Annotated in this window: 24 protein-coding genes and 1 pseudogene; 10 read left to right on the top strand and 15 right to left on the bottom strand. The window is 72.6% G+C overall.

From position 1 onward, the window contains the following. Positions 1 to 44: 44 nt before the first annotated feature. The 3 genes from tadA to OHB41_RS23395 form a co-directional block, all read right to left on the bottom strand. Positions 45 to 476: a tRNA adenosine(34) deaminase TadA gene (gene tadA / locus OHB41_RS23405; protein ID WP_266706068.1), complete on the bottom strand. Its 432-nt coding sequence runs from the start codon at positions 474 to 476 to the stop codon at positions 45 to 47. Positions 477 to 558: 82 nt separating this feature from the next. Continuing rightward, on the bottom strand, positions 559 to 1,098 hold the full coding sequence (locus OHB41_RS23400) for a tRNA adenosine deaminase-associated protein (RefSeq protein WP_266706067.1): 540 nt from the start codon (positions 1,096 to 1,098) through the stop codon (positions 559 to 561). A gap of 240 nt (positions 1,099 to 1,338) precedes the next feature. Beyond that, entirely contained in the window at positions 1,339 to 1,578 is a 240-nt protein-coding gene (locus OHB41_RS23395; RefSeq protein WP_266706065.1) for a hypothetical protein, read from the bottom strand. 132 nt (positions 1,579 to 1,710) lie between these two features. Here OHB41_RS23395 and upp point away from each other — a divergent pair, with 132 nt between their 5' ends. After that, positions 1,711 to 2,346: a uracil phosphoribosyltransferase gene (gene upp, locus OHB41_RS23390; protein ID WP_266700173.1), complete on the top strand. Its 636-nt coding sequence runs from the start codon at positions 1,711 to 1,713 to the stop codon at positions 2,344 to 2,346. Between the two features lie 135 nt (positions 2,347 to 2,481). On the opposite strand, the gene OHB41_RS23385 is transcribed toward upp, so the two are convergent. Beyond that, positions 2,482 to 3,141, bottom strand: coding sequence for a LytR C-terminal domain-containing protein (locus OHB41_RS23385; RefSeq protein ID WP_266700172.1), 660 nt, complete (start codon positions 3,139 to 3,141; stop codon positions 2,482 to 2,484). 122 nt (positions 3,142 to 3,263) lie between these two features. Beyond that, positions 3,264 to 3,560, bottom strand: a complete 297-nt coding sequence (locus tag OHB41_RS23380) for a type II toxin-antitoxin system VapB family antitoxin (RefSeq protein WP_003955420.1) — start codon at positions 3,558 to 3,560, stop codon at positions 3,264 to 3,266. Positions 3,561 to 3,722: 162 nt separating this feature from the next. On the opposite strand from OHB41_RS23380, the gene OHB41_RS23375 reads away from it, so the two are divergent. Next, a complete protein-coding gene (locus OHB41_RS23375) occupies positions 3,723 to 5,366 on the top strand; it encodes a helicase HerA-like domain-containing protein (RefSeq protein WP_266700171.1) in 1,644 nt (547 codons plus the stop codon). A gap of 126 nt (positions 5,367 to 5,492) precedes the next feature. Here OHB41_RS23375 and OHB41_RS23370 read toward each other — a convergent pair whose 3' ends face one another. The 4 genes from OHB41_RS23370 to OHB41_RS23355 all read right to left on the bottom strand — a co-directional run bounded on the left by OHB41_RS23370 (position 5,493) and on the right by OHB41_RS23355 (position 8,348). Beyond that, entirely contained in the window at positions 5,493 to 5,672 is a 180-nt protein-coding gene (locus tag OHB41_RS23370) for a hypothetical protein (protein WP_266706576.1), read from the bottom strand. Positions 5,673 to 5,723: 51 nt separating this feature from the next. After that, complete coding sequence (locus OHB41_RS23365; RefSeq protein ID WP_266700170.1) at positions 5,724 to 6,071, bottom strand: hypothetical protein; 348 nt, start codon at positions 6,069 to 6,071, stop codon at positions 5,724 to 5,726. 898 nt (positions 6,072 to 6,969) lie between these two features. Next, positions 6,970 to 7,548 carry an HhH-GPD-type base excision DNA repair protein gene (locus tag OHB41_RS23360; protein ID WP_266700169.1) on the bottom strand — a complete coding sequence of 193 codons (579 nt, stop codon included), beginning with the start codon at positions 7,546 to 7,548 and terminating at the stop codon, positions 6,970 to 6,972. Positions 7,549 to 7,619: 71 nt separating this feature from the next. Beyond that, positions 7,620 to 8,348, bottom strand: coding sequence for a siderophore-interacting protein (locus tag OHB41_RS23355; RefSeq protein ID WP_266700168.1), 729 nt, complete (start codon positions 8,346 to 8,348; stop codon positions 7,620 to 7,622). Positions 8,349 to 8,423: 75 nt separating this feature from the next. Here OHB41_RS23355 and OHB41_RS23350 point away from each other — a divergent pair, with 75 nt between their 5' ends. From OHB41_RS23350 to OHB41_RS23340, 3 genes are all read left to right on the top strand, one after another. Next, positions 8,424 to 10,613, top strand: coding sequence for a penicillin acylase family protein (locus OHB41_RS23350; protein WP_266700167.1), 2,190 nt, complete (start codon positions 8,424 to 8,426; stop codon positions 10,611 to 10,613). Beyond that, complete coding sequence (locus OHB41_RS23345; RefSeq protein WP_266700166.1) at positions 10,603 to 11,280, top strand: GNAT family N-acetyltransferase; 678 nt, start codon at positions 10,603 to 10,605, stop codon at positions 11,278 to 11,280. The genes OHB41_RS23350 and OHB41_RS23345 overlap by 11 nt, the downstream gene beginning before the upstream one ends. Positions 11,281 to 11,343: 63 nt before the next feature. After that, a complete protein-coding gene (locus OHB41_RS23340) occupies positions 11,344 to 13,299 on the top strand; it encodes a copper resistance CopC/CopD family protein (protein WP_266700165.1) in 1,956 nt (651 codons plus the stop codon). Between the two features lie 58 nt (positions 13,300 to 13,357). Here the strand turns inward: OHB41_RS23340 and OHB41_RS23335 are convergent, their stop codons facing one another. Next, entirely contained in the window at positions 13,358 to 14,698 is a 1,341-nt protein-coding gene (locus OHB41_RS23335) for an aminotransferase class I/II-fold pyridoxal phosphate-dependent enzyme (protein WP_266700164.1), read from the bottom strand. A 111-nt stretch (positions 14,699 to 14,809) separates the two neighbouring features. Here OHB41_RS23335 and OHB41_RS23330 point away from each other — a divergent pair, with 111 nt between their 5' ends. Beyond that, the gene (locus OHB41_RS23330; RefSeq protein WP_266700163.1) at positions 14,810 to 15,028 is read left to right on the top strand and encodes an acyl carrier protein; all 219 of its coding nucleotides are present in this window, start codon (positions 14,810 to 14,812) and stop codon (positions 15,026 to 15,028) included. 7 nt (positions 15,029 to 15,035) lie between these two features. Continuing rightward, complete coding sequence (locus OHB41_RS23325) at positions 15,036 to 16,256, top strand: beta-ketoacyl-[acyl-carrier-protein] synthase family protein (RefSeq protein WP_266700162.1); 1,221 nt, start codon at positions 15,036 to 15,038, stop codon at positions 16,254 to 16,256. Here the strand turns inward: OHB41_RS23325 and OHB41_RS23320 are convergent. The 3 genes from OHB41_RS23320 to OHB41_RS23310 form a co-directional block, all read right to left on the bottom strand. Continuing rightward, positions 16,185 to 17,105, bottom strand: coding sequence for an SDR family NAD(P)-dependent oxidoreductase (locus tag OHB41_RS23320; RefSeq protein WP_266700161.1), 921 nt, complete (start codon positions 17,103 to 17,105; stop codon positions 16,185 to 16,187). The genes OHB41_RS23325 and OHB41_RS23320 overlap by 72 nt on opposite strands. Beyond that, a complete protein-coding gene (locus OHB41_RS23315; RefSeq protein ID WP_266700160.1) occupies positions 17,102 to 18,508 on the bottom strand; it encodes a wax ester/triacylglycerol synthase domain-containing protein in 1,407 nt (468 codons plus the stop codon). Before OHB41_RS23315 ends, OHB41_RS23320 begins: the two co-directional genes overlap by 4 nt. A gap of 184 nt (positions 18,509 to 18,692) precedes the next feature. Continuing rightward, positions 18,693 to 19,094 carry a hypothetical protein gene (locus OHB41_RS23310; protein ID WP_266700159.1) on the bottom strand — a complete coding sequence of 134 codons (402 nt, stop codon included), beginning with the start codon at positions 19,092 to 19,094 and terminating at the stop codon, positions 18,693 to 18,695. Between the two features lie 407 nt (positions 19,095 to 19,501). On the opposite strand from OHB41_RS23310, the gene OHB41_RS23305 reads away from it, so the two are divergent. Beyond that, positions 19,502 to 20,062: an HAD domain-containing protein gene (locus OHB41_RS23305; protein ID WP_266700158.1), complete on the top strand. Its 561-nt coding sequence runs from the start codon at positions 19,502 to 19,504 to the stop codon at positions 20,060 to 20,062. 156 nt (positions 20,063 to 20,218) lie between these two features. Here the strand turns inward: OHB41_RS23305 and OHB41_RS23300 are convergent, their stop codons facing one another. Beyond that, positions 20,219 to 20,908, bottom strand: a complete 690-nt coding sequence (locus OHB41_RS23300; protein ID WP_266700157.1) for an LAETG motif-containing sortase-dependent surface protein — start codon at positions 20,906 to 20,908, stop codon at positions 20,219 to 20,221. A 414-nt stretch (positions 20,909 to 21,322) separates the two neighbouring features. Here OHB41_RS23300 and OHB41_RS23295 point away from each other — a divergent pair, with 414 nt between their 5' ends. Both OHB41_RS23295 and OHB41_RS52670 read left to right on the top strand, forming a co-directional pair. After that, a complete protein-coding gene (locus OHB41_RS23295; protein WP_266700156.1) occupies positions 21,323 to 21,763 on the top strand; it encodes a VOC family protein in 441 nt (146 codons plus the stop codon). A 286-nt stretch (positions 21,764 to 22,049) separates the two neighbouring features. Next, positions 22,050 to 22,250, top strand: a pseudogene (locus tag OHB41_RS52670) (site-specific integrase); the annotation flags it as partial. A gap of 283 nt (positions 22,251 to 22,533) precedes the next feature. Here the strand turns inward: OHB41_RS52670 and OHB41_RS23285 are convergent. Beyond that, positions 22,534 to 23,808: a calcium-binding protein gene (locus tag OHB41_RS23285; RefSeq protein WP_266700155.1), complete on the bottom strand. Its 1,275-nt coding sequence runs from the start codon at positions 23,806 to 23,808 to the stop codon at positions 22,534 to 22,536. Between the last annotated feature and the right edge of the window lie 270 nt (positions 23,809 to 24,078).

Raw genomic sequence — 24,078 nt, 5'->3', positions numbered from 1 at the left:
AAGGTGGGCCGTGGTCCGAAATCCGTTTCCCGCACCTCCGGGGTTCAGCGGGAGCGGAAGAATCCGGTGAGGAGACGGCCGCACTCCTCGTCGAGCACACCGCCGATGACCTCGGGCCGGTGGTTGAGCCGGCGGTCGCGTACGAGGTCCCAGACGGAGCCGACCGCGCCCGCCTTCTCGTCGCGGGCTCCGAAGACCACCCGGTCCACCCGGGACTGCACCAGCGCGCCCGCGCACATCGCGCAGGGCTCCAGGGTCACGACGAGCGTGCAACCGGACAGCCGCCACTCGCCGAGCCGCTGGGCGGCCCCGCGGATCGCGAGCACCTCGGCGTGGGCCGTCGGATCACCGGTGGCCTCACGCTCGTTGTGTCCGGTCGCGAGCACCGTCGTACCGTCCGTGGACAGCACGACGGCGCCGACGGGGACATCCCCGCCCCGGACGGCCCGCTCGGCCTCGTCCAGGGCGAGCCGCATCGCGGCCCGCCAGCGGTCGCGTACCGGATCTCGTGGAAAGGTCTCTGTTGTGCCGCTCACCCGGGAAACCTAACCCGGGGAACTAGCGGACGGTCTCCAGGACCTCCGCCGCCCCCAGGGCGTCGGCGATCGTGCTGAGCGCGTCGCCTTCGTCCAGGGCGAGCAGTTCCTTCTCGCTCACCCCGAGGTCGGCGAGGATCTCGCGGTCCCCGACGGGGCTGTGCGAGACGGCCTCGCTGGACACGGTCTCGTCCTCGTCATCGGAGTCGTGTGCGTCGTCGGGCTCACCGTCCTCGGTGCCGTCCAGGTCGAGGGAGTCCAGGTCGGCGTCGTCGTCGCCCGGATCCCGTCCTAGTAGTTCGTCCGTGAGCAGGATCTCGCCGTACGAGCTGCGGGCGGCGGCTGCGGCATCCGAGACGTAGATACGAGGGTCCTCCTCGCCGTCCACGCGGACGACGCCGAACCACGCGTCCTCCTGCTCGATGAGTACGAGCACCGTGTCCTCCTCCGAGGCTTCACGGGCCAGGTCGGTCAGATCCGACAGGGTCTCCACATCGTCGAGCTCTGTGTCGCTCGCTTCCCACCCGTCTTCGGTGCGCGCGAGCAGTGCGGCGAAGTACACCGTGACTCTCCCACTGGTCATAGGCGTGCCGGTTGGGGGTCCCCCCGGCGGAGGTTGGTGGGCGGGGAGTGCTGCTCCGAGACCCCACCCACTCGGAATCGTGGCAGAAACAGAGCGCCCAGGGGACGTCTTCGGGCTGCTGTGTCTGCCTCTTTTGATCGCTACCAGCGGATCGTACGCGGCCCTTGGCGTCGCGCGTGCATGTCTACGCCCTCACGGCGTGGGCGGATCCCCGCGGAGCTACCAGCGGAAGGTGCGCATGCGCATGGCGTGGCGGAGGCGGGCGACCTTGGCGCGGCGTGGCTGGACGCGGTCGCGCAGCTCGCGCGCCTCGGTGAGTTCACGGAGGAACTGGGCCCGGCGTCGCCTGCGCTGGGCGTCCGTCTCCTGCTCCGGCCGCTGGACCGGCCGCTCCGGCCAGCGTGGCGGCTGCTCGGGCCGCTCGGGTCGCGCCGAGCGCTTTTGTTGCTTCGGCTGCATGGACTGCTCCGGGGACTTCTCTTCCCGGTCCGTCATACGCACACCACCCCAGGTTCGTCCTTTCCGCCTTCCCCCGGACGGGCGGTTTGATGCCAGCGCGAGCGACATGGCGGCCCGGCTACTGTTGTGGGCATGCGTCTCCACGTCGTCGACCACCCCCTGGTCGCCCATAAGCTCACCACCCTGCGCGACCGGCGCACCGACTCCGCGACCTTCCGGCGGCTCGCCGACGAGCTGGTCACCCTGCTCGCCTACGAGGCCACCAGGGACGTGCGCACCGAGCAGGTCGACATCGTGACCCCGGTGGCCTCCACGACGGGCGTCAAGCTGTCCTACCCGCGCCCGCTGGTCGTGCCGATCCTGCGCGCGGGCCTCGGCATGCTCGACGGCATGGTGCGGCTGCTGCCGACCGCCGAGGTGGGCTTCCTGGGCATGGTGCGCGACGAGGAGACCCTCCAGGCGTCCACGTACGCGACCCGGATGCCGGACGACCTCTCCGGGCGCCAGGTCTACGTCCTGGACCCGATGCTGGCCACCGGCGGCACGCTCGTCGCGGCGATCCAGGAACTGATCAAGCGCGGCGCCGACGACGTCACCGCCGTCGTGCTGCTCGCCGCCCCGGAAGGCGTCGAGGTCATGGAGCGCGAGCTCGCGGGCACGCCGGTCACCGTCGTCACGGCCTCCGTCGACGAACGCCTGAACGAGAACGGCTACATCGTGCCCGGCCTGGGCGACGCCGGCGACCGGATGTACGGGGCCGCCGAGTAGCAGCCCCGCGTGCCGCCCGGCCCGTGAAGTCGTCGAAGGTCCCGCGTCGGACGCGGGACCTTCGGTGTGTCCGGTGTGTTCGGTGTGTCGGGTCTGTTCGGCGCCGTCGGCGGCGCGTGTCGCGCCGTCCGGCGGTCAGCAGTTCTTCGGCTCGGTGGAGGAGTCCGGCTTCGGCTGGGTCAGAAGGGCGAGCGCCTTGTCGGCGTCCTCCTTCTTCGTGAGCGAGGTGAAGCCGGTGCCGATGACGAGGTCGACCCGGTCCGCCTGCGTCCGGCCGTCGGCCTTCAGCTGGGCGCCGGCGAGCTGGGTGCCCAGGACGGGCAGCGCGGCCTTGACGGCGGCCGTGGAGCCGAGGAGCAGCCCGGGGCCGGCCACCTTCTTGTCGTACTCCTTCGGCGCGTTGCCCACGTCGCCGATGCGGAACCCGCGCTTCTTCAGCTCGTCGGCGGTGTCCTTGGCGAGCCCGCTGCGGGGCGTGGCGTTCAGGACGTTGACCGTGATTTTGCCGGGTCGGGGCAGGGCGCCGGCGGCGCTGGACACCGCGGCCGTGGACGCCTTGGCCGACGGACCGGTCCCGCAGTGCGCCTTGGTGCCGGCTGCCGTGGCCTTGTCACCTCCGCCCGTGAAGACGTCGATGAGCTGGAGGGTTCCCCACCCGATCAGCCCGAGCGCGGTGACGGAGGCGACGACCAGGAACACGAGCCTGCGGCGCCCTCGGGGCCGGCGCATCCGTGGGTACTTGTCCCCCGTGATCCGGTACTGGCCGCCCATGCCAGGGGGAGTGAGCATGCTCATGGGCGCAGCGTAGTGTGCCGCGGCGGCGATGCCTACTAAATGATCATTGACCCGCACGCAGTCCAACCCAAAAGGGTCAACGTACGCCCGTTCGCGGGGGTGGGGCTCCGGTCCGGCGGGTTCTAGCCCAGCTCGAGGACGCGGGCGTGGAGCACCTGGCGCTGCTGCAGCGCGGCGCGCACGGCGCGGTGCAGGCCGTCCTCGAGGTACAGGTCGCCCTGCCACTTCACGACGTGCGCGAAGAGGTCGCCGTAGAAGGTGGAGTCCTCCGCGAGGAGGGTCTCCAGATCCAGCTGGCCCTTGGTCGTGACGAGCTGATCGAGGCGGACCGGGCGCGGTGCGACGTCCGCCCACTGCCGGGTGCTTTCCCGGCCGTGGTCGGGGTACGGCCGGCCGTTTCCGATGCGCTTGAAGATCACACGGAAAGCCTACCGGCCCAGACCTTCCGGGCGCAGCCATGGCGACGGAGTGCGACGCTGGAAAAGACGCTGTAAATCCGGGCGAACCGGTAACTCTCCCTGCCTGCCCGGAACCTGCCGGGCACACCCGGACCGGGAAGCAACAGGGAACAGAGGCCTGACATGAGTGACAGTGACACCGGGTCGGGGACGCCTCCGACAGCTGCACCTGATCGGGTGAGCGGCGACGCGGCCGTCGGGCCGGAGGCGGTGAGCGGCGGGGCCGCGCTGCCCGCCGAAGCCCTGAGGATCGCCGCCGGATACGCCTTCGCCGGGCCGGCTCTCGACCTGGGCGCCCTGCTCTGGGACGGGCGGTGTCTGCCGGACGCGCAGATCCGCATCCCGCTGCCCATGCTCAACCGGCACGGCCTGGTCGCGGGTGCCACCGGCACCGGCAAGACCAAGACGCTGCAACTGATCGCCGAACAGCTGTCGGCCCAGGGGGTGCCGGTGTTCCTGGCCGACGTCAAGGGCGACATGTCCGGGATCTCGGAGCCGGGCGTGCCGCAGGAGAAGGTGCGGGCGCGGGCCCAGGAGCTCCATCAGGCGTGGACGCCGGCCGGCTGCCCGGCCGAGTTCCTCGCGCTCGGAGGTCTGGGGCACGGCATCCCCGTACGGGCCACGGTCACCAGCTTCGGGCCGGTGCTGCTGTCGAAGGTGCTCCAGCTCAACCGGACCCAGGAGCAGTCCCTCGGTCTGATCTTCCACTACGCCGACCGGAAGGGCCTCGAACTGGTCGACCTCAAGGACCTGCGCGCGGTCGTCGCGTTCCTGGGCTCGGACGAGGGCAAGCAGGAGCTGACGGGGATCGGCGGGCTGTCGACGGCGACGGCCGGGGTGATCCTGCGTTCCATCACCGCGTTCGAGGCGCAGGGCATGAGCCCGTTCTTCGGGGAACCGGAGTTCGACACCGGTGCGCTGCTGCGGACGGCGCCGGACGGGCGCGGCCTGGTCTCCGTCCTCGAACTCCCCGAGGTCCAGGACAGACCGCAGCTCTTCTCGACCTTCCTGATGTGGATGCTCGCGGACCTCTTCCACGACCTCCCGGAGGTCGGCGACGCCGACCGGCCGAAGCTGGTCTTCTTCTTCGACGAGGCCCATCTGCTCTTCTCCGGCGCGTCGAAGGCCTTCCTGGAGTCCATCACGCAGACGGTCCGTCTCATTCGCTCGAAAGGGGTCGGCGTCTTCTTCGTCACCCAGACCCCGAAGGACGTGCCGGCCGACGTCCTCGCGCAGCTCGGCAACCGTGTCCAGCACGCGCTGCGCGCCTTCACACCGGACGACCAGAAGGCGCTGAAGGCGACGGTGCGGACCTTCCCGGACTCCGGGTACGACCTGGAGGAGGTCCTCACCGCGCTCGGTATCGGCGAGGCCGTGGTGACCGTGCTGAGCGAGAAGGGCGCGCCGACGCCGGTCGCGGCGACCCGGCTGCGGGCCCCGCGGTCCCTGATGGGTCCGGTCGACGCGGCCGCGCTGGACCGGGCGGCGCGGGAGTCCTCGCTGTACGGGCGGTACGCGCAGGCGGTCGACCGCGAGTCCGCGTACGAGAAACTCACCGCTCAGGAGGCCGCACGCGCGCGGGCTGCCGCGGAGGTCGAGCCCTCGCCCGGGAGGACGCCGGCGAAGGGCGGTCCCAAGAAGGAGACGTCGGTCGTCGAGCAGGTAGTCACCAGCGGTGTGTTCAAGTCCCTGGCGCGGTCGGTCGGGACGCAGATCGGGCGGGAGATCACCCGCTCCCTCTTCGGGACGGCTCGCCGCAGGCGGTAGGACTCCCCCGGCGTGCCCGCCGACGGGAGGGGCGCGACGGGACGGGGAGGGCGCCACGGGAAGGGGAGGACATGCCCCAGGGACGGCCGTCCGGTGCGGACGGCCGTCCCCTGTCTCTGTGGGCGCCTAGCCGCGCCCGCCCTTCCTCGGTGCGACAGCCGGGGAGGTCAGAGACGACGGGGACGCGGCGTCCCGGCCCTCGTCCGGTCCGTGCGGCCGGAGGGCGTCCTGGTTCGGCTTGGGCGTGTTGCGTGCGGCTTCCGCGCGCAGCAGGGCGCGCAGGACCGCGTACGGGTCGTTGGGCATGACTGTGTCCTTGCGTTCGCTGGTACCTGATCTGCTGACCGACCGGGTCTGTCAGCAGCGCAGGACCACCGAGCGCAGGGCGGGCGGGACGGGAGAGGGCGAAGCCGCCACGGGGCGGGGCCGGGACGCGTGGTCCGGGTGTCCGGCGGTGCCGGGGGTGGGGTGCGGCGGGGTGACGCGGCCGTGTTCGGGCCGGCCGGGCGGACGGAGCGCCGTGTCGGGTGCGTCGTGTTCGGAGCAGTGGCCGGAGACGTCGGCGACCGCCACGGGGGCCGACGCGGAGAGCGCCTCGGCCTGCGCGCCCGCGGCGAGGAACGTGACGACGAGCAGCGCCAGGACCCGCATCCACGCGTGCCGGCGCCACGGATGCGGGCGGCGGCGCGACGGGGCGGGACTCATGTCAGGTCATGTCCCCTCAGCGGGAGGTTGGTTCATCCGGCGGCGGGGAGATACGCCCTCATGGCGTACGGGCGCGGCGTGTGGTTGACGGTGGGGGCGGTGTCGGGTGCCGCGGTTCTGTCTCATGCTTCGGCTGTGGGGGGCGGTCCGCCAGTGGGGTGGCCCACACGGGACCCTGCCGGGGGCTGCGCCGGTGGCCCCTCGCTCGCCCCCGCCGCCCCTACCCGGCCCATCCCTGGGGCTCCGCCCCCCGGATCCCCTGCCAAGGGGCTGCCGCCCCTGGACCCCCGCTCGCCCGAAGGGCTCGTCCTCAAACGCCGGACGGGCTGGAGGTGCGGGCCTGCGCTGAAGAGTTCGGCCGTCGGGTGGTGGTGCGGGCTGGTGCTGGAGAGTTCGGCCGTCGGGTGGAGATGGAGGCCTGCGCTGGAGAGTTCGGCCGTCGGGTGGTGGTGCGGGCTGGTGCTGGAGAGTTCGGCCGTCGGGTGGTGGTGCGGGCTGGTGCTGGAGAGTTCGGCCGTCGGGTGGTGGTGCGGGCTGGTGCTGGAGAGTTCGGCCGTCGGGTGGAGGTGCGGGCCGGTGCTGGAGAGTTCGGCCGTCTGTGGAGACGCGGGCTGGTGCTGGATGGTGCACGCCCGTGCTGGATCGTTCCGGCTCGGGCGTCAGGCTTTCAGCGCCGGCCCGCACCCCCAGCCCGTCCGGCGATTGAGGACAAGGCCGTTCAGGCCGGACGGGCCGGAGGTGGCGGTCCTCGTAGGTATGTTCGGGCCAGGGGCATGTCTTTCAGCCCGTCCGGCGTTCGAGGACGAGGCCGTTCAGGCCGGAGCGGGGGTCCGGGGGCGGCAGCCCCCGGGAACGGCGCGGGCCCGGGCGCCGGCACGGCCCGGGCGGACGGTGCCGGTCATCCGCCGGAGGCCTTCGCCTTCAGTTCCTGTTTGTGGGCCCGCACCTTCGCCAGGGACTCGGGTCCGGTGATGTCGGCGACCGAGCGGAACGCCTTCGGTTCGCCGTAGGCGCCCGCCGCCTCGCGCCAGCCCTTGGGGTGTACGCCGAGCTGTTTGCCGAGGAGGGCCAGGAAGATCTGGGCCTTCTGGGCGCCGAAACCGGGCAGCTCGTTGAGGCGCCGGAGGAGCTCCGCGCCGGTGCCGGCGTCCTTCCAGACGGCGGCGGCGTCTCCGTCGTAGTGCTCCACGAGGTACTGGCACAGTTGCTGGATCCGCTTGGCCATCGAGCCGGGGTAGCGGTGCACGGCCGGTTTCGCCGAGAGCAGCGCGGTGAACTTCTCCGGGTCGTACGCCGCGATCTCGTGCGCGTCCAGGTCGTCCGTGCCGAGGCGCTCGGCGATCGTGCGGGGTCCCTTGAACGCCCACTCCATCGGTACCTGCTGGTCGAGCAGCATTCCGACCAGGGCGGCGAGCGGGCTGCGGCCGAGCAGTTCGTCGGCGTCGGGATCCTGGGCGATGTGAAGGCTGATGTTCATGCGTCGATGATCCGGCGCGGACGGCCCCGGCGCCTCCTCGCGCGGTGCACCGTCCTCGCGCGGGGCACCGTTCAGGTCGTACGCCAGTAGCCCATCGCGTTGACCCGCTGCTTGGGGAGGGCGAGCTCCTTGCGGACGTACGTCGTCAGGGAGCGGGTCGTGGCGGTGTCGCAGGCGATCCAGACGTACGGGTCCGACTCGCCCTCGAGGAGGCCGGGGAGGTCCGCCTTGACCTCGGCGACGAGGTGGGCGCCCCGGTCGCGGCGGGGCACCGGGCGGACGGTGTGGCGGGCGGAAGCGGTGCGGAAGGGGAGCCCGTCCACGCCGTGGTCCGTCTCGAACCAGATCGTCGCCGGGGCCTGCCCCATCGCGTCCAGCAGGGAGTTGAGGGCGGGGAGCGAGGCCGGGTCGGCGACGGCGAAGACATGGGAGGGGGCCGGGTCCGGATCCGTGAACGCGGTGCCGTGGACCGTCGCCTCGATGGTGTCGCCGGGACGGGCCGCCCGCGCCCAGTCCGAGGCGCGGCCCTCGTGCAGCGCGAACTCCAGACCGAAGGTGCCGGCGGCCGGATCGGGGTCGACCAGCGTGTACGCCCGCTGGTGCGGTTTGCCCGCGTCGTCGAACCACAGCCGGACCCACAGCGTGGGATGCACCCCGGTCGCCGCGAGCATGCCGCCGGCGGTGAGGCGCAGCCGCCGGTAGTGCGGGGTGACGTCCTCGGCCCCGATCACGGTGAACGTGAAGTCCTTGCCGCGCAGCAGCTTGAGTACCGCGCCCTCCCAGCCGTGCCCCTGGCCCATCCTGTCCCCACCCCTCGCGTACGATTTCGCAACGGTAGTTAGGTTAGCCTAACCTGAGAACAGTGGGGATGGATCATGAACGCCGAGCTCTGCCGTGACCCCTGGGGGATCCCCCACCTGCGCGCCGCGAGCGCGCTCGAACTCGCCCGCGCCCAGGGCCGTATCACCGCCGTCGACCGCGCTTGGCAGCTGGAGGTCGAACGGCACCGTTCGCAGGGCACCTCCGCCACGTTCCTCGGCGCGGGGGAAGCCGCCTGGGACGTGTTCGCCCGCCGGGCCCGGCTCGACGGCACCGCGAGGCGTTGCTTCGCCGCCCTGGAGGAACGGGACCCGGAGACCGCCGAGTGGGTCGTCTCGTACGTCGAAGGGGTCAACGAAGGGCTCGCCGAAGGCGCCCGCCACGCACCGGAGTTCGCCCGCTCCGGACTCGTACCGGGCCGCTGGGAGCCCTGGACCCCGCTCGGTGTCTGGCTGACCACCCACATCCTGTTCGCCGGCTTCCCCGCCAAGCTCTGGCGCGAGCAGGTCGTCCGGCGGCTCGGCGCCGACGCCGTGGGGCTCTTCGCCACCGACGGGCCCGGCACCTCCGGCAGCAACGGCTGGCTCGTCACCGGCGAACGGACCGTCACCGGACGGCCGGTCATCGCGGGCGACCCCCACCGCTTCATCGAGGACCCCGGCGTCTACCAGCAGATCCATCTCTCCTGCCCCGAGTTCGACGTCGTCGGCCTCGCCGTCCCCGGCGTCCCGGGCATCGCCCACTTCGCCCACACGGGCACCGTCGCCTGGGCCATCACCAACGCGATGGCCGACTACCAGGACCTGTACCGGGAGCGGCTGCGCCCGGCCGGAGCGGGAGGCGAGGACCTGGAGGCGCTGGACCCGGACGGTCAGTGGCGGCCGGTGACCCGGCACGTGGAGACGGTCGAGGTCGCGGGCGGCGCACCGGTCGAGGTCGAGGTGATCGAGACCGCGAGGGGGCTGGTCGTCATGGGCGGAAGCGAGACGGACCACGGCACGGCCGAGGGGAGCGACGCGGGAGCCGAGGGGAGCGGAAGAGACGCGGACGGCCGCGGCGCGGTCGGCCCCATCAGCCTCCGCTACCCGCCCCGCGTCACCGGGGACCTCGGCTTCAGCGCCCTGCTCCCGCTTCTGCGGGCCCGCGAAGTCGCCGACGTGGACCGGGCGTTCGACCTCTGGGCCGAGCCCGTCAACGTCGTCCAGGCCGCCGACACCACGGGCGCGGTGCTGCACCGGGTCGCGGGCCGGGTTCCGGTCCGCGACGAGGACAACCGCACCCGGATCGTCGCCGCCTGGGAGCCCGGACACGAGTGGCGGGGCTGGCACGAGATGCCGTACGGAACCGTCGAGGACGGCATCGCCGTGATGGCCAACCAGCGTGGCCCCGCGACCCCGCTCGGCGTCGAGTTCGCCCCGCCGCACCGCGCCGCGCGCATCCGCGACCTGCTCGCCTCCCGCACGGCCTGGCCGGCCCCGGACATGGCGGCTGTCCACATGGACACCCATCTCGCCTCCGCCGCACCCCTGTTGGACCTCCTCGCCACTCTCGACGGACTGACCCCGCGGGCGGCGGCCCTGCGCGACCGGCTGCTGCTCTGGGACCGCCGGATGGAGGCCGACAGCGCGGGGGCGGCGGCGTACGCGGCGGTCCGCGGCGGGGTCGTACGACGGCTCGCGGCCCACCCCGTCTTTGCCGCACTGGCCGACCCGCCCGAGTATCCCGAGGTCCTCCGCCCCTGGCTCGCCCTGCTCCCCCGCATCGGCTTCGCCCTCGAAAGTCTGCTCAGGGCCGAGGAGTTGTACGGCATCGACCGTGCCGGCCTCGTGCGCGCGGCCGTCGAGGAGGCGGCCGCGCGGCCGCTCGGAGTCTGGGGCGACAGCCACCGCCTCGCCCCCTGGCGGGCGCTGGCGGGCGACGCGTACGACGAACCGGGGCTGGCCGGCGACCACGACTGCGTGCTGTCCACCTCGGCCGTCCCCGGCCTCACCGACCTGAGCGCGCGCGGCCCGGCCGCCCGCTACGTCTGGGACCTCGCCGACCGCGACAACAGCCTCTGGGTGGTGCCGTTCGGTGCCTCCGGGGTTCCCGGCTCGGCCCATCACCGCGACCAACTCCCCCTGTGGCTGAGGGGAGAGCTGATTCCCGTCCGCACCGACTGGAGCCGGCTGACCGAGGAACGGGAGACGGCCCCGCCCGACACCTCGGAATCCGTCCGGGACAACGAGGAGAACCATGACTACTGAGCCGTACGCGTCCGCCCGCGAGGCCGTCCACGAAGAGGAGATCGACGGCTTCGGCACCGTCCGCGTCCTGCCCGTCGACCCTTCCGCCGACCTGGACGTCATCCACCGGTGGGTGACACAGGAGCGCGCCGGATTCTGGGGCATGACCGGGTTCACCAGGGAACAGGTCCTGGAGACCTACCTCCACCTCGACTCGCTCGACACCCACCACGCCTTCCTCGTGGTCAAGGACGGCGAGCCCGCCGCGCTCTTCCAGACGTACGAGCCCGGGGCCGACCGGGTCAGCGAGTGCTACGACGTCGAGCCCGGCGACATCGGGGTCCATCTGCTGATCGGCCCGGCGGGCACCGAGGGCGCCCGGCCGGGCTGGTCCTCGAAGCTGCTGACCGCCTTCACCGCCTATGTGCTGATCGGCCTCGACCGGCGGCGGGTGGTGGTCGAACCCGACGCACGCAACGCGAAGGCCATCTCCCGCCTGGTCCGGCAGGGATTCGAACCGGGCCCCGAGATCGTGCTTCCCGAAATCGACCTTCCCGGGGTCTACTTGCCCGAGAAGCGCGCCCGGCTCGCCTTCCTGCACCGGGAAGCGGTGTTCGGGACGGGTTCGCCCGGCACCCCGGGCACCCCGGGCGCCCCGGCCGAATCGGGCGCATCGCCGGTGGAGTGAGCACGGCGCCGGATTCGTCCGTACGTATCCGTGACTCGGGAAACGCGGAGACGGAGACGGCGTGTGAGCGGACGAGGACAGCGGGAGCGACGGGAGCGACGGCGCGTGGCCCGGGGCCTGGCCCTGCTGGGCACGGTGCTGGTTCTGGTCCTCTTCGGCGGTGTGGGCGGCGCGTCCGCCCACGCGGCGCTGACCGGTGCCGATCCCCAGGACGGCAGCGTGCTGAAGACGGCTCCCCGCCAGGTGACCCTGACGTTCACCGAGTCGGTCGGGCTCCTCGACGACTCCTTCCGCGTGCTGGACCCGGACAACCGGCGCGTCCACACCGGCGAGCCGGGGCACGCGGACGGACGGTCGGACACCGCCCGCGTGACCCTGCCCAAGGGCCTCGGCACCGGCACCTTCACCGTGGCCTGGCGGGTCGTCTCGGCGGACAGCCATCCGGTCTCCGGCGCCTTCACCTTCTCCATCGGCAAACCCTCCGCGACCGTCGCGCCGGTCCCCGTCGACCCCGCCGGGGACAAGGTCTCCGCCACGCTCTACGACCTCGCGCGCTATGTCGCGTACGGCGGTCTCGCCCTGCTCATCGGGGCCGCCGCCTTCGTCCTGGTCTGCGGATTCCCGGGCCCGGTACGGCGACTGCTCCTCGCGGGCTGGTGGACGCTGTTCCTTTCGACCTTCGCGCTGCTCCTGCTGCGGGGCCCCTACGAACGCGGCAGCGGCCCCGCGGACGCCCTCGACCCGTCCGTCCTGAACGAGACACTGGTCAGCAGGCCGGGTCTCACCCTGCTGGCCCGGCTGGTGCTGCTGGCGGCGGTGGCCTTCTACCCGGTACGCGCGGACCGGAGGGAGCGCGGCGTCCTCGCGCTCGGCGCGCTGCTCACCGTCTCCCTCGCCGTCACCTGGGCCGCCGCCGAGCACGCGTCCGCCGGCGTCCAGGTACCCGTCGCGATGGTCTCCTCCGTCCTGCACCTGCTGTCCATGGCGGTGTGGCTGGGCGGACTGACGGCGCTGCTGACCGCGCTGTACCGGTCGGCCGAACCGCTCCCCGCGGCCACCGTCAACCGCTTCTCCCGGCTCGCCCTCGCCTCCGTCGCCGTCCTGGTCGTCACGGGCGTCTACCAGTCCTGGCGCGGCCTCGGCTCCTGGGACGCCCTCACCTCGACCTCGTACGGCCGCATCCTCGTCGCCAAGCTGATCGCGGTGCTGTGCCTGCTGGCGGGGGCGGCGTACTCGCGACGCTGGGCGGGCCGGCTGATGGCGGCGGCGCAGGAGCGCGCCGCGGTGGCGGTGGCGGTGGCCGAGCGCGTGCCGGAGACCGTCGGGGCGCCGGCGGTCGTGGGCAGCGGCGGGGCACCGGTCGTCGCGGACGGCAGCGGGACCGGCTCCGGGGTCGTGTCGTCCGGCGCTTCGACGACGGGTGGCGCGTCCGCCGGCGCCGACGACGGTGCGGCCGACGCGGAGGGCACCTCCGGCAGTCCGGGTGCGGGCCCGGGTCCGGACGCGCCTCCTTCCGACGAGACCGCCCGCTACCGGCGGGCCCTGCGGGGCTCGGTCCTGGCCGAGGTCACCGTCGGCATCGTCGTACTGGTGATCACCACCCTGCTCACGGGGACCCAGCCGGGCCGGGCGGCCACCGAGGCCGCCGCGGCCTCGGCAACCGCGGCCGCGGGGCAGTCGGCGGGGGCCGCGACGATCATTCCGTTCGACGTGGGCACACCGGGTGGTCACGGCAAGGTGCAGATCGAACTGGCACCGGGCCGGGTGGGCGAGAACTCCGTGCAGGCCGTGATCTTCGGCCCCGACGGAGGGATCGCGACCGTGCCCGAACTGCGCCTCACCTTCACCCTGGAGTCCCAGCGGATCGGCCCGATCGACGCGGAACTGGCGAACCGGGGCGGCTACTGGGGGGCCGACGGCGTCACCCTCCCGGTGGCCGGCACCTGGACGATGAAGGCGACGGTCCGCACCACCGACATCGACCAGGTCACCGTCTCGAAGACCGTGAGGATCGGCTGATCCGCGGCACCGGGAACGGCACCGGGTACGTCCCCCGCCTGAGAAGTACGTCCGCCGCCTAAGGGGTGGGCCGCCGCACCCCCGCACCGAGGGGCCTCCCGTCGTGCGTGGCGGTCAGTGTCCGCGGGCCGCGCGGGCGGGCGATCCGTACCGGGGTGTGCGAGGCCGGCGCGGAGCCGGGGATGACCCCCTCGACGCGGCCCACGTGCTCGAACGCGGCCAGGACCCGCGCGAGTTGGTCATCGGTGTGCGCGGCGGTGAGGGTGATCCGCAGCACCTCACGGCCGGTCCTGACGACCGGGTGGACCATGGGCGCGGCGAACACTCCGGCCTCGAACAGCTCCCGCCACATGCGCATGCACTGCTCGCGCCCCGGCACCAGCACCGGCACCACCGGCGTGACGGACGCCCCGGTGTCGAAGCCGAGCGCGCGCAGGCCGTTGTGCAGCCGCTCGGCGAGATCCAAGACCCGTACGCGCCGTTCGGGTTCGGCGCGCAGGAGCCGCAGCGCGGCCAGCGCGGCGGCGACGTTGGCCGGTGAGGCCGCCGCGGTGAACAGCGCCGTCCGCGCGTGGAACCGCAGATAGCGGATCACGTCGGCGGGGCCGGCGATCACCCCGCCCACCGAGGCCAGGCTTTTGGACAGGGCGCTGGTGACAAGGTCCGGACGCAGTCCGAAGTGCTCGCCGGCGCCGGCTCCGGTCGGGCCGAGCACCCCGAGGTCGTGCGAGCTGTCGACGACGACCCGTGCTCCGTGGGCGTCCGCCAGCTTCATGAGGCCGGGAAGGTCGCAGACGTCCCCGTCCACCGAGAAGACCCCGTCCGTGAGGATCAATTTCCCGCCGGTTCCGCTTCCGTCCCCTCGGGTTCCGGCTCCTCCGTTTCCGTTTCCGATTCCGTCGGCGGTGCTGAGCAATTCCTCCAGGTGATCGAGGTTGCCGTGCAGGAATTTGCGTTCGTTCGCCCTGCCGAGACGGACGGCCTCTTCCAGTGAAACATGATTGGAAAAGTCGCTGAATACCGTGTCCCCGTCCCCGAGGAGAGGGGCGAGCATCAAATTCGCCTGATATCCGGAGGGAAGAACGGCGGCCGCCTCGTGGCCCAGGAACGCCGCCAGATCGTTCTCCAGTTCCTCGTGCAGTTCCAGCGAGCCGCTCACCGCCCGGGACCCTCCCAGCGAGGTGCCGAAGCGCCGTACGGCGGCGACGGCGGCCTCACGCACCCGGGGCTCCGCGGAGAGGCCCAGGTAGTCGTGAGAGGCCGCGACGATCACCCGACGGCCCTCGAAATCGGCCTCCGTGCCGTCGAACGTGTCGCCGATCGCCCGGAAGTAGCAGTCCCGTCCCGTCGCCCGCAGATGCTCCGCGGTCCACGGCCGGCACTTTTCCAGAATATCCATTCCTGCGTTCGCCCATCGCTCGCCTGTCGCATTAATTCTCTCGGAGAATTCGGTTCCCTTGGAGATGGTACTTTGAGGTGTCTGCTCTGCCATCCACGCGACGGAGAAAAAGTGTCATACGAAGAACTCAAAAACGTTCTTGTTTCTCTTGGGCTTTCCGAGGATGACATCAGCCCGGACGCCACGCGCGAGGAAGCGGGCCTGGATTCCATCGCCGTCGTCGAACTGGCCCTGGTCCTGCGCCGCGAGAAAGGGGTGGCGGTGACGGAGGAGGAGATCGGCGCCACCCACACCGTCGCGGACGTGGCCGCCCTCGTCGGAGCCAGGTGACCTCCGTATGACCGGGCGACAGGATGTCTGCGTCACGGGCCTCGGACTGGTGACCCCGGCCGGCGACGGCTGGGCCCCCGGCTGGGAGCGGGTCTGCAAGGGACTGCCGACCGCCGTACTGGCGGGGGAGCAGGAGACGTTTCCGGCCCACCTGGCCTGCCGGGTGGGCGGCTTCGACCCGGTCCGGCTCGGCGGGGCCCGGGCGCGCAGGCCCGACCGCTGCGCGCAGCTGGCCCTGCTCGCCGCGCGGGAGGCGCTGGCCGACGCCCGGCTGGACCCGGCGCGGTGGGACGGCGCGCGCGTCGCGGTGATCGTGGGCTCCGGCACCGGCGGCGCCCAGACCCTGGAGTCCGAGCACCGCGCGCTGCTGGCGGCCGGCCCGCAGGACATGTCGCCGTACGCGGTGCCCGCCGCCCTGGGCAACTCCCTGGCCGCCCAGCTGACCATCGAGTTCGGTGCCTCGGGCGCCAGTTGCACGGTCAACACCGCCTGCGCGTCGGGTGCGACCGCCCTCGGCATGGCACGGGACCTGCTGACCCTGGACCGGTGCGACATCGCGCTGGCCGGTGGCGCCGACGCCGCCATCACACCGTTCTACGTCGCCGGGTTCGACCGGATCGGCGCGCTGTCCCACCGCTTCGACGACCCCACCGGAGCGCCGCGCGCCTTCGACCGGCGGCGGGACGGCTTCGTCATCGGCGAGGGGGCCGGGATGCTGGTCCTGGAGCGCACCGCCGACGCCCGGGCCCGCGGTGCCCGGACCCGCGCCCGGATCACGGGTTACGGCGCCTCCTCGGACGCGCACCACGTGGTGCGGCCTCATCCCGACGGCACGGGACTCGGCACGGCCGTCCGCGAGGCCCTCGCACAGGCCGGCGCGAGCGCGCGCGACGTGACCCACGTCAACGCCCACGGCACCGGGACCCCGGCCGGCGACCGGGCGGAGGCCGCTGTGCTGGCCGGGCTCTTCCCGCACCGCCCGCCGGTGACGTCCACCAAGCCGGTGACCGGGCACCTGCTGGGAGCGGCGGGCGCGGTGGAGGCGGCGTTCACCGTTCTCGCCGTCGAACAGGGTCTCGTTCCGCCCACGGCCAACCTGGAGGAACCCGATCCGGCGATCGACCTCGACATCCCGACCGGGAGCCGCCGGGGAAGGCTAGGGCTGGCGCTCTCGCTGTCCGTGGGCTTCGGCGGGCAGAACGCCGTCCTGGCCGTCACCCCAGGCTGACTCCCGCCCGCCGGTCCGCGGCTCCCCGGCCCCGTACGGCGGGCGTGGCGCCTCGTACGAGGTGACGGTGAAGTCGTCGGCCAGGTGGGGCAGGGCGACGACCCGGCGCGGGAGATGACGCAGCAGCCCGGCCAGCAGTTTGTAGCGGACGCTCGGCACGCAGACGACGGGCGGGCGGCGCCGGAGGATGGCCCGCACCGCCCGCTCGGCGACGTACGGCGAGGCGAGGGTGAGCGACGGAGGGGACGGCGGGATACCGGCCCGCTCGTGGAACTCCGAGACGGTGTGCCCCAGTACGAGGGCGGTCAGCGCCACCGGCGAGCTGCGGATACGGCGCGTGTGGGCCAGCGACTCGGTCAGCGCCAGGGCGTACGCCTTCGAGGCGCCGTAGGAAGTGCCCTGCCAGACCGGCGCGGTGGCGGCCACCGAGGAGACGTTCAGGATTCGTCCGCGGCCCCGGCCGAGCATTCCGGGCAGCGCCGCGTGGACGAGCCGGGAGGGGGCCACGACGTTGAGGGCGAGCATCCGCCGCTCCTCCTCCCACGCCGTGCGCTCGAAGGACAGGCCGAGTCCCGCACCGGCGTTGTTGACGAGGATGTCGGCGTCGCCCGCGTGCGCGGCGGCCAGCTCCATGCCGGCCTCGGTGCTCAGGTCGGCGGCCAGCGGGCGGGCACCGATCCCGTACTCGGCTTCGAGGGCGGCCGCGAGCCGGTCCAGGGGATCGGCGCTGCGGGCCACCAGGACGAGGTGGTGGCCGCGGGCGGCGAGGGCGCGGGCGATGTCGGCGCCGATGCCGTAACTGGCGCCGGTGACCAGGGCGGTGGACCCTTCACGGCCGGTCGTGCTCATGAGTTCTCCCCGGTACGGGACGCGTACGAATCTCTGTGACCGGCGTGACCGGCGTGACCGGCGTGACCGGCGTGACCGGCAGGGCCCAGGGGGTCGGCGGGGCTGACGGTGACGTCGCGCCACAGCCGCTCGACGGCTCCGGCCCACAGGGCGGCGAGATCACCGACGTCGTCCAGTGCCCGGTCGACGGTGAAGCTCACCCGGACCCGTCCCTGGTAGGAGAGGAACGACACCGCGAAGAGGTGGTCGCCGTGCAGGAACAGGGTGGGCACCACCCCCTCGACCGGATCCGCCCCGACCGCCAGCCGGCGGGGAACGCGCAGCAGCCCGGAGGTGTCCACCGCGCTGCTCGCGGCACAGGACTGCCGGACGAAGCGGTAGACGAGCCACTGCGGAAGGCACTCCAGCTGTGCCCGCAGTACCCGGCGCATTCCCTCGGTCCTGACCCGGCGGGTCGCGCGGGCGACGGCGACCACCCGGTCGGCGGGCGACTTCGCCCAGTAGGACAGCGGAACGCGCACCGCGGAGACCCTGTTGCCCACCGCGAACCGCTCCTCCGGCCGGCGGAGACTGACCGGCATTCCCACGTGCAGCTCCCGGCCGCGCCCGGGGCGGGCCCGCCACTCCTCGGGCACCCAGTCCCGTACCGCCTCCGCCAGCGCGGCCAGACAGACGTCGTTGGGCGTGGCCCCGAGGGCCTTCGCGACGTCCCGGGGCCAGGACACCGGCACGGCCGCCGACAGCAGCCGGGTCCGGCCGGTGAGGGGGCGGTGCGGCGCCCACGTCAGGGTGGACCGCAGACCGCGTACGGTGTCGGCCGCGTTCTGCGCGATCGCCCGCGCCGGGATGTTCCTCACCCACGCGAGCGGGTCCCGTGCCCCGCCGGTGCCACGGCCGCCGATCGCTTCGTCCACGGCCTGGCGGGGAGGAACGGCGGGACCCACCCCGAACAGGGTCGTGAGCGCGTCCAGCACCGCCTGGCCGTCCTGGGCGGCGTGGTGGGCGCGGTAGAACAGCGCGTATGCGTCGGGGGAGTAGCCGTGGATGAGCCAGACCCCCCAGCGGGGCGCGCCGGCGCCGATCGGCTCACCGAGCAGCGCGTCCACGGCCCGGCCGAGCGAGGGGAGGCCCTCCTCCACGACGATCTCGTGCACATGGCGGCGCGGGTCGAAGCCGGGATCGAGCTCCCAGACCGTCCGGCGGCCCTGCCGGGTGACCCTGCAGGCGAGGCTCGGCATGCGGTCCACGCGGTCGGCGATCTGCTCGCGCACCGGGCCCGGACCCGGGCAGGAGCCGGTCACCTCCAGGACCGCCCCGACATAGGGCCGGAACCGGGGCTCGTCCCGCTCGTAGCTGAGGAAGCAGCCGTCGACCGCGTTGGGGCTCGGAACCGTCGTGGTCACGGGTACACCGCCGGACACGGCCTGGTCATCGTCATGAGGGCTTCCCTGGCGCAGGTGGCGGCGGGCAGAGTCGCTAACAGGGCGCGTGGCGGAAAGGTCACGGCGCGCCTCGCGCGTACTCGCCGGCGCCGGTCCCGCGCGGGGCGGTCCTTCAAGTCCCCGTACGTCCGTACCGGGCAGGTTCCTACAGGGGACGGGGACGGGGATGCGGACGGCCGGTGCCGGGGGTGCGCCTGGCGGCGCAGTCCGGAGAGCCCGCCCCCTCGCGGTGCGCGAGGGGCAGGAAGAGGACGGGGCGGGCGGTCCAGGTGAGCCGGGTGGCCTTGTTGTCGACCGACACCGAACACGGTTCCGAGCGCAGCAGGGCCTGGCGCATCTCGATGCGGCCGTCGTACAGCCAGTCCCAGGCCTCGTCCGCCGCGGCGGGTCCGAGCGCCGGTGTGATGGTGCGCAGGGCGACCGCCATCCACCGGTCGGCCTGCGCGGCCGAGTAGGCGTCCATCGACGCGAGCAGCGCCGGCGGACCGCCCGCGGCGAGGTCCTCGGTCCGGCACTCGCACCAGTAGCCGCGGACGATTCCCTTCATCGAGGCGCCCCCGGCGGCCAGGTCACGGACAGTTGACGGGTGTTCTCGTCGTACATGGCTGAGTGAACGGGCCGTTCTCGTGGTCGGGACGGACGTGAGCACCTGCGCGCCCGGGCTCATTCGCCGCCGGGGGCCGCCGTGGATGCGCTCGCGGCGGACGGAGTCGACGGGAAGCGGGTACGCCGTGGACCTCCCGTCGGCAGACCGGCCGTCAGGTGATCTGGCCGGACGCCCCTCGGCGGGCGACAACCTCACGCTGTGCTGTGTACGTTCTTCGGCCGAGGCGGCGAGGCGGGCGAGTCGGCCGGGCGCTCGGGCGGCAAGGAGGCAAGGCGCCCAGGCGGAGAGGCCCCCGCACACGCCGACATGGGCGCTGACGCTCTGCCACGCAGGGCTATCGTGCAGCCGTGACCCACTCGGTGGAGCGCCCCATCCTCTTCCTGGACGTCGACGGACCGCTCATCCCGTTCGGTGCGTCGCCCGGCGGGCTTCAGGCTCCCGCTTCCGGCCCCGGAGCGGTCCCCGACGGGGGGAACCCACTGCTCGGACGGCTCGACCGCGCCCTCGGGCCGCGCCTGATGGCGCTCGGATGCGATCTGGTGTGGGCCTCTACATGGATAGAGGAGGCCAACGAGTCCGTCGCCGCGCGGATCGGCCTGCCCAGGCTGCCGGTCGTGGAGTGGCCCGAGCCCTCCACCGACGTCGGCCCGCACGGCCTGCACTGGAAGACGCGCCCCCTCGTGGAGTGGGCCGGTCACCGCCCCTTCATCTGGGTCGACGACGAGATCAGCGCCGTGGACCGACTCTGGGTCGCCGCGCAGCACCCAGGACCCTCACTGCTCCACCGTGTCGACCCGGCCGAGGGCCTCACCGAGACCGATTTCTCCGTGCTTGCTCGTTGGCTACGTACCGAAGTGCCAGGACAGGCCCGCTGGGAGTCGCCCGGAGCCGAAGAGAGAACCAGCTGAGACGGAACCCGGGACGGGCAACGTCGAAGGGCCCCGCCGCGGACGGCGGGGCCCGACCGAGACGGGAGCCGGCTCGCTTACCGGCGCGATGAGGCCGGCCGCCGCCCGGTCCCAGCCGCTCGATCGTGCTTCGGCCTCAAGAGGGAGCAGGTGCCGTCAGGAGCCGCGTACCGCTCGGCGGCGCAACGCAACGACCATGCCACCGCCGGTCACGACCAGGGCCGCGGCGGCGCCGGCGATCACGGTGGTGCCGCTGCCCGCGCCGGTCTCGGCAAGGCCGGAGCTGCCGCCCGCGGGGGTCGGGGCGCTGCTCGCACCCGGCGCGGCGGCTGCGCTGCTGCTCTGCGCCGGGCTCGGCGTCGCGGCCGGGGCGGTGGAGGACGGCGAGGAGGGCTGCGTGGGCGTAGTGGCGGACGCCGAGGAGGAGGGGGTGGAGGGCGCGCAGGTTTCATCCGGGATGACGGTCATCGGCTGGATGTCGTCGTCGACCTGGTCGCCCGCCTTGACGTGAACCCGGTAGGTCCCCCCTGGGTACCAGTCCGAGGGAGTGAGATCGACGGATACGCCCTGCGCGGTCGGGTGCTCGATGGTCCTGGTGTCGACGAGCCGCTCGCCGCCGGGCATGTTCAGCTGCAGGTACAGCTTGACGGTGGCCGGGGTGCCGGAGCCGTCCCGGTCGGTGACGCGGATGACGCCGGTGCCGCCCGCGTCGCACACGGCCGCTGCCGAGAAGTCGCTGATACTGCATGCCAACGCCGTGTCAGCGATACCGATGGAGAGTGCGGCCGCGGCGCCGAAGGTGCCTATGACGCGTGCCGCTCTGGCGGTGTGACGGGGAGGGAACACTCGTGTCCTTAACGGTCGATAGGGGAGGCGATGTGAATCCGCTGGGCGGGCAGCGAGCCCGGACGCTCGGAACTCCCGACGTTCACAGGCCCGTTGAGAATCCTGTCAAAGACGCATCACCGCAGGTGAAGACGGGATGAATGCGCGGTCATGACCGCGCCTGTGAAGGGTCAAGGGATGGTCGTGGGCGTCCTGAGACGCGCCCGCGGCGCCGCGGGGCCCCGCCGGCTCGTCCCCTGCTCCTTGATCCGGCTCAGAGCGAGAGGCGCGGACCCCATACGGGCGTCCGCCGTGCCGCCCGCTGCGAATGAAGTTCGGAGTTCGGCGGTCTGTGGATGTCGAGAGCGTGCCACCCGCTCCGTCCCAGGGACATCAGCGGCCACCCGGCCGTACGAGGAAGAAGGAGAGAGCAGCATGGCGATTCAGCGGATGGACAACGTCGGCATCGTCGTCGAGGACTTGGATGCCGCCATCGCGTTCTTCGTGGAACTCGGCCTGGAGCTGGAGGGCAGGGCGGAGGTCGAGGGCCCCTTCGCCGACCGGTGCACCGGACTCGACGGCGTCCACTGCGACATCGCCATGGTCCGGACCCCGGACGGGCACAGCCGGCTCGAGCTGGCGAAGTACCGCAGCCCCGCGGTGATCAGTGCCGGGCCGCGCAACCGGCCGCACAACATTCTCGGCACGCACCGCGTCATGTTCGCCGTCGACGACATCGAGGACACCGTTGCCCGCCTGCGCCCTCACGGCGCCGAACTCGTCGGCGAGATCGCCCGGTTCGAGGGCAGCTATCTGCTCTGCTACCTCCGCGGCCCGGAGGGCATCATCGTCGGACTGGCCGAGCAACTGAGCTGAGAAGGCGGAACCGAACCGCGCAGCCGGAGGGAAGCCATGAGACGGACCTCGGAGAGAGGCGGTTCGCCACCTCTGGAGTCGTTGCTCAGCGTGGCGGCACTTCGTATTTCTGGCCATATCGAGATGTATCGATCTTGATCGCGGAACGGGCCAAGTACCGCGCACGTTTATGGGGACTGCTCGTGCGGACGGAAGGCCGTTACCGCCCGACGGGGAGCGGGCCCGTCGCGAGCGGATCGCGGCCGGTGCGGACGGCGAGGGCGAGGGGTCCGTCTTCGCCTCACCGGGCGTTCGGGGTGGACCGCTGCATGACGCTCGTCACACGGCGGCGACCGTGCTCCTGATCCTTGGCGTCCCGGACGTCGTGGCCGACGCGATCATGGGACGGGAGCCCGGAGGAGCGGCCCGGATGAGCGCTCGGTACACGCGCGTCACGGGCCCGATGTGCCGGAAGGCCGCGTGGCAGGTCGGACAGGCTCTCCGGGAGCCGTCCGGAGCCGAAGGAAATGCCGGTCGAGACGGAAACCGAGACCGAAACCGAGACGGACAACGTCGAAGGGCCCCAGTGCGAACGGTGGGGCCCTTCGAGTCGTGCCCGGTGAGGCACTGGCGGAGGAGCCTCTGGACTCGGCTCCGTATGCGAGCAGGCTTCCTCTCCTCGGATGGACGAAGTGTTGAAACGGGCCTCGTGCGTGGGTCGCCGCTGTGACGAGGGATGTGCCGGGGCCCGTTTCTGATGTTCGTCGATCAGGTCGGAGGCGTGTGCGGGGTCAGAAGCAGCCGGGTCCGGTGGAGGGGTTGAAGCAGGCGTTGGTGCCGGTGCCGCCGTCGTTGGTGTTGGTGCCGGTGCCGCCGAAGAGGGCGTCGTTGCCGGGACCGCCGAAGAGGGCGTCGTTGCCATTCCCGCCGTTCAGGGTGTCGGTGCCGTTGCCGCCTTCGATGCGGTCGTTGCCGTCGCCGCCGGTGAGGGAGTCGTTGCCGTCGCCGCCGCAGATGATGTCGTTGCCACCGCGGCCGTCGACCACGTCGTTGCCGCCGAGGCCGAAGATCACGTCATCGCCGGGAGTGCCGATCAGGACGTTGTTGCCGTTGGTGCCGGTGATGGTCGGCGTGGCGGTCGCGCAGGTGGGGGGCACCGGCTCGTAGGTGATGGTCACCTTGGCCGCTCCCGCGGCAGGTCCGGAGGTGCCACCCGTGGGGACGCGGTTCGACGCACCACCGCCACCACCGGGACCGAAAGCGGGAGGAAAATCAATACGGTTGCAGCCTCCGCCGCCGCCGCCACCGAACCAGCCGCCCCCGCCTCCGCCCGCCCCGAAGCCGCCTCCGCCGTTGCCGCCCGCACCGCCCGTGCCCGGAGTGCCGGATGTACCACCGGAAAAGGGGCATGCGGCTCCGCCTGCGCCGCCGGCGGTCTGGGTTCCGCCGCCGCCGCCCTGGCCGCTGTTCGTTCTGCTGCCGCCGGCCCCCCCGGTGATTCCGGCGTTTCCGCCGGTGGCCTCCGGGTTGAGGAGGGAGGAGTAGCCGCTTCCGCCGCCACCTCCGCCGCCCGCGACGATGAGGCGGGGGTCGGTGCCGGGAACGCCGGTCAGGGTGCAGCCGGGGCCGGCCGAGCTGCAGGTGCGGACATCGCTGGAACCGCCGCCGGCACCGCCCGTAGTCGCCGATCCGCCGCCGACGCCCCCGCCCGTGCCGACGTTGACATACAGGGTGGTGGTGCTCGGCGGCACCGTGACGGTGCCGGTGACGGTGGCGCCGTTGCCGGCTGTGCCGCCGTTGGTCCCGTTTTGTCCTGCGGCGCCTGTGGCGGTGACGGTCAGTTGGGTGACGCCGGCCGGGACGGTGAAGGGCTGGTCGGCGCCCGTGTTGAAGGTGACCGTCACGGGCACCGCCGCTGCGGCGGGCGTGGCCGAGGGCACCACCAGGGCCGCCGGCAGCGCCACCGCGGCGAACAGGACGGCAGCACGCCTGGCCGGGCGCCGCCGCTCACCCGCGGCTCCCGCGCCACGTCGAGGGAACATGACATGTTGCAGGGTCGGTCTCACGATGGGGACTCCTCGACAAAGAGCGTGGCACTCCGCACGTGCCACGGACGTCGGTTGATGTTCAGGCCCCTGCCGGGACCGCCCGACGATCAAGCCACACCCGCCCTGCGCGGCCCTACAGACACACCGTCATACCGCCCGCGATCCACCGACCAGCCGCTACCCGACCACGAACTCGGTCCTGTGATCCGTACGCGCGTGCAGCACGGTCGTGTACCGCCGTCCACGTGGGATTTGTGGGCACACCCGCCATGGCTGAGCGTTGTCCCG

This window comes from Streptomyces sp. NBC_01571 (assembly GCF_026339875.1).
GTDB lineage: Bacteria > Actinomycetota > Actinomycetes > Streptomycetales > Streptomycetaceae > Streptomyces.
The sequence above is the reverse complement of the archived record's forward strand: the minus strand, read 5'-3'. Positions and strand labels throughout refer to the sequence as shown.

Bases quoted from the DNA above. Each gene is read 5' to 3' on its own strand.
- tadA (WP_266706068.1), bottom strand. From the start codon at position 476: ATGCGGCTCGCCCTGGACGAGGCCGAGCGGGCCGTCCGGGGCGGGGAT.
- OHB41_RS23395 (WP_266706065.1), bottom strand. From the start codon at position 1,578: ATGCAGCCGAAGCAACAAAAGCGCTCGGCGCGACCCGAGCGGCCCGAG.
- upp (WP_266700173.1), top strand. From the start codon at position 1,711: ATGCGTCTCCACGTCGTCGACCACCCCCTGGTCGCCCATAAGCTCACC.
- OHB41_RS23385 (WP_266700172.1), bottom strand. From the start codon at position 3,141: ATGAGCATGCTCACTCCCCCTGGCATGGGCGGCCAGTACCGGATCACG.
- OHB41_RS23375 (WP_266700171.1), top strand. From the start codon at position 3,723: ATGAGTGACAGTGACACCGGGTCGGGGACGCCTCCGACAGCTGCACCT.
- OHB41_RS23370 (WP_266706576.1), bottom strand. From the start codon at position 5,672: ATGCCCAACGACCCGTACGCGGTCCTGCGCGCCCTGCTGCGCGCGGAA.
- OHB41_RS23365 (WP_266700170.1), bottom strand. From the start codon at position 6,071: ATGAGTCCCGCCCCGTCGCGCCGCCGCCCGCATCCGTGGCGCCGGCAC.
- OHB41_RS23360 (WP_266700169.1), bottom strand. From the start codon at position 7,548: ATGAACATCAGCCTTCACATCGCCCAGGATCCCGACGCCGACGAACTG.
- OHB41_RS23355 (WP_266700168.1), bottom strand. From the start codon at position 8,348: ATGGGCCAGGGGCACGGCTGGGAGGGCGCGGTACTCAAGCTGCTGCGC.
- OHB41_RS23350 (WP_266700167.1), top strand. From the start codon at position 8,424: ATGAACGCCGAGCTCTGCCGTGACCCCTGGGGGATCCCCCACCTGCGC.
- OHB41_RS23345 (WP_266700166.1), top strand. From the start codon at position 10,603: ATGACTACTGAGCCGTACGCGTCCGCCCGCGAGGCCGTCCACGAAGAG.
- OHB41_RS23335 (WP_266700164.1), bottom strand. From the start codon at position 14,698: ATGGATATTCTGGAAAAGTGCCGGCCGTGGACCGCGGAGCATCTGCGG.
- OHB41_RS23325 (WP_266700162.1), top strand. From the start codon at position 15,036: ATGACCGGGCGACAGGATGTCTGCGTCACGGGCCTCGGACTGGTGACC.
- OHB41_RS23320 (WP_266700161.1), bottom strand. From the start codon at position 17,105: ATGAGCACGACCGGCCGTGAAGGGTCCACCGCCCTGGTCACCGGCGCC.
- OHB41_RS23310 (WP_266700159.1), bottom strand. From the start codon at position 19,094: ATGAAGGGAATCGTCCGCGGCTACTGGTGCGAGTGCCGGACCGAGGAC.
- OHB41_RS23295 (WP_266700156.1), top strand. From the start codon at position 21,323: ATGGCGATTCAGCGGATGGACAACGTCGGCATCGTCGTCGAGGACTTG.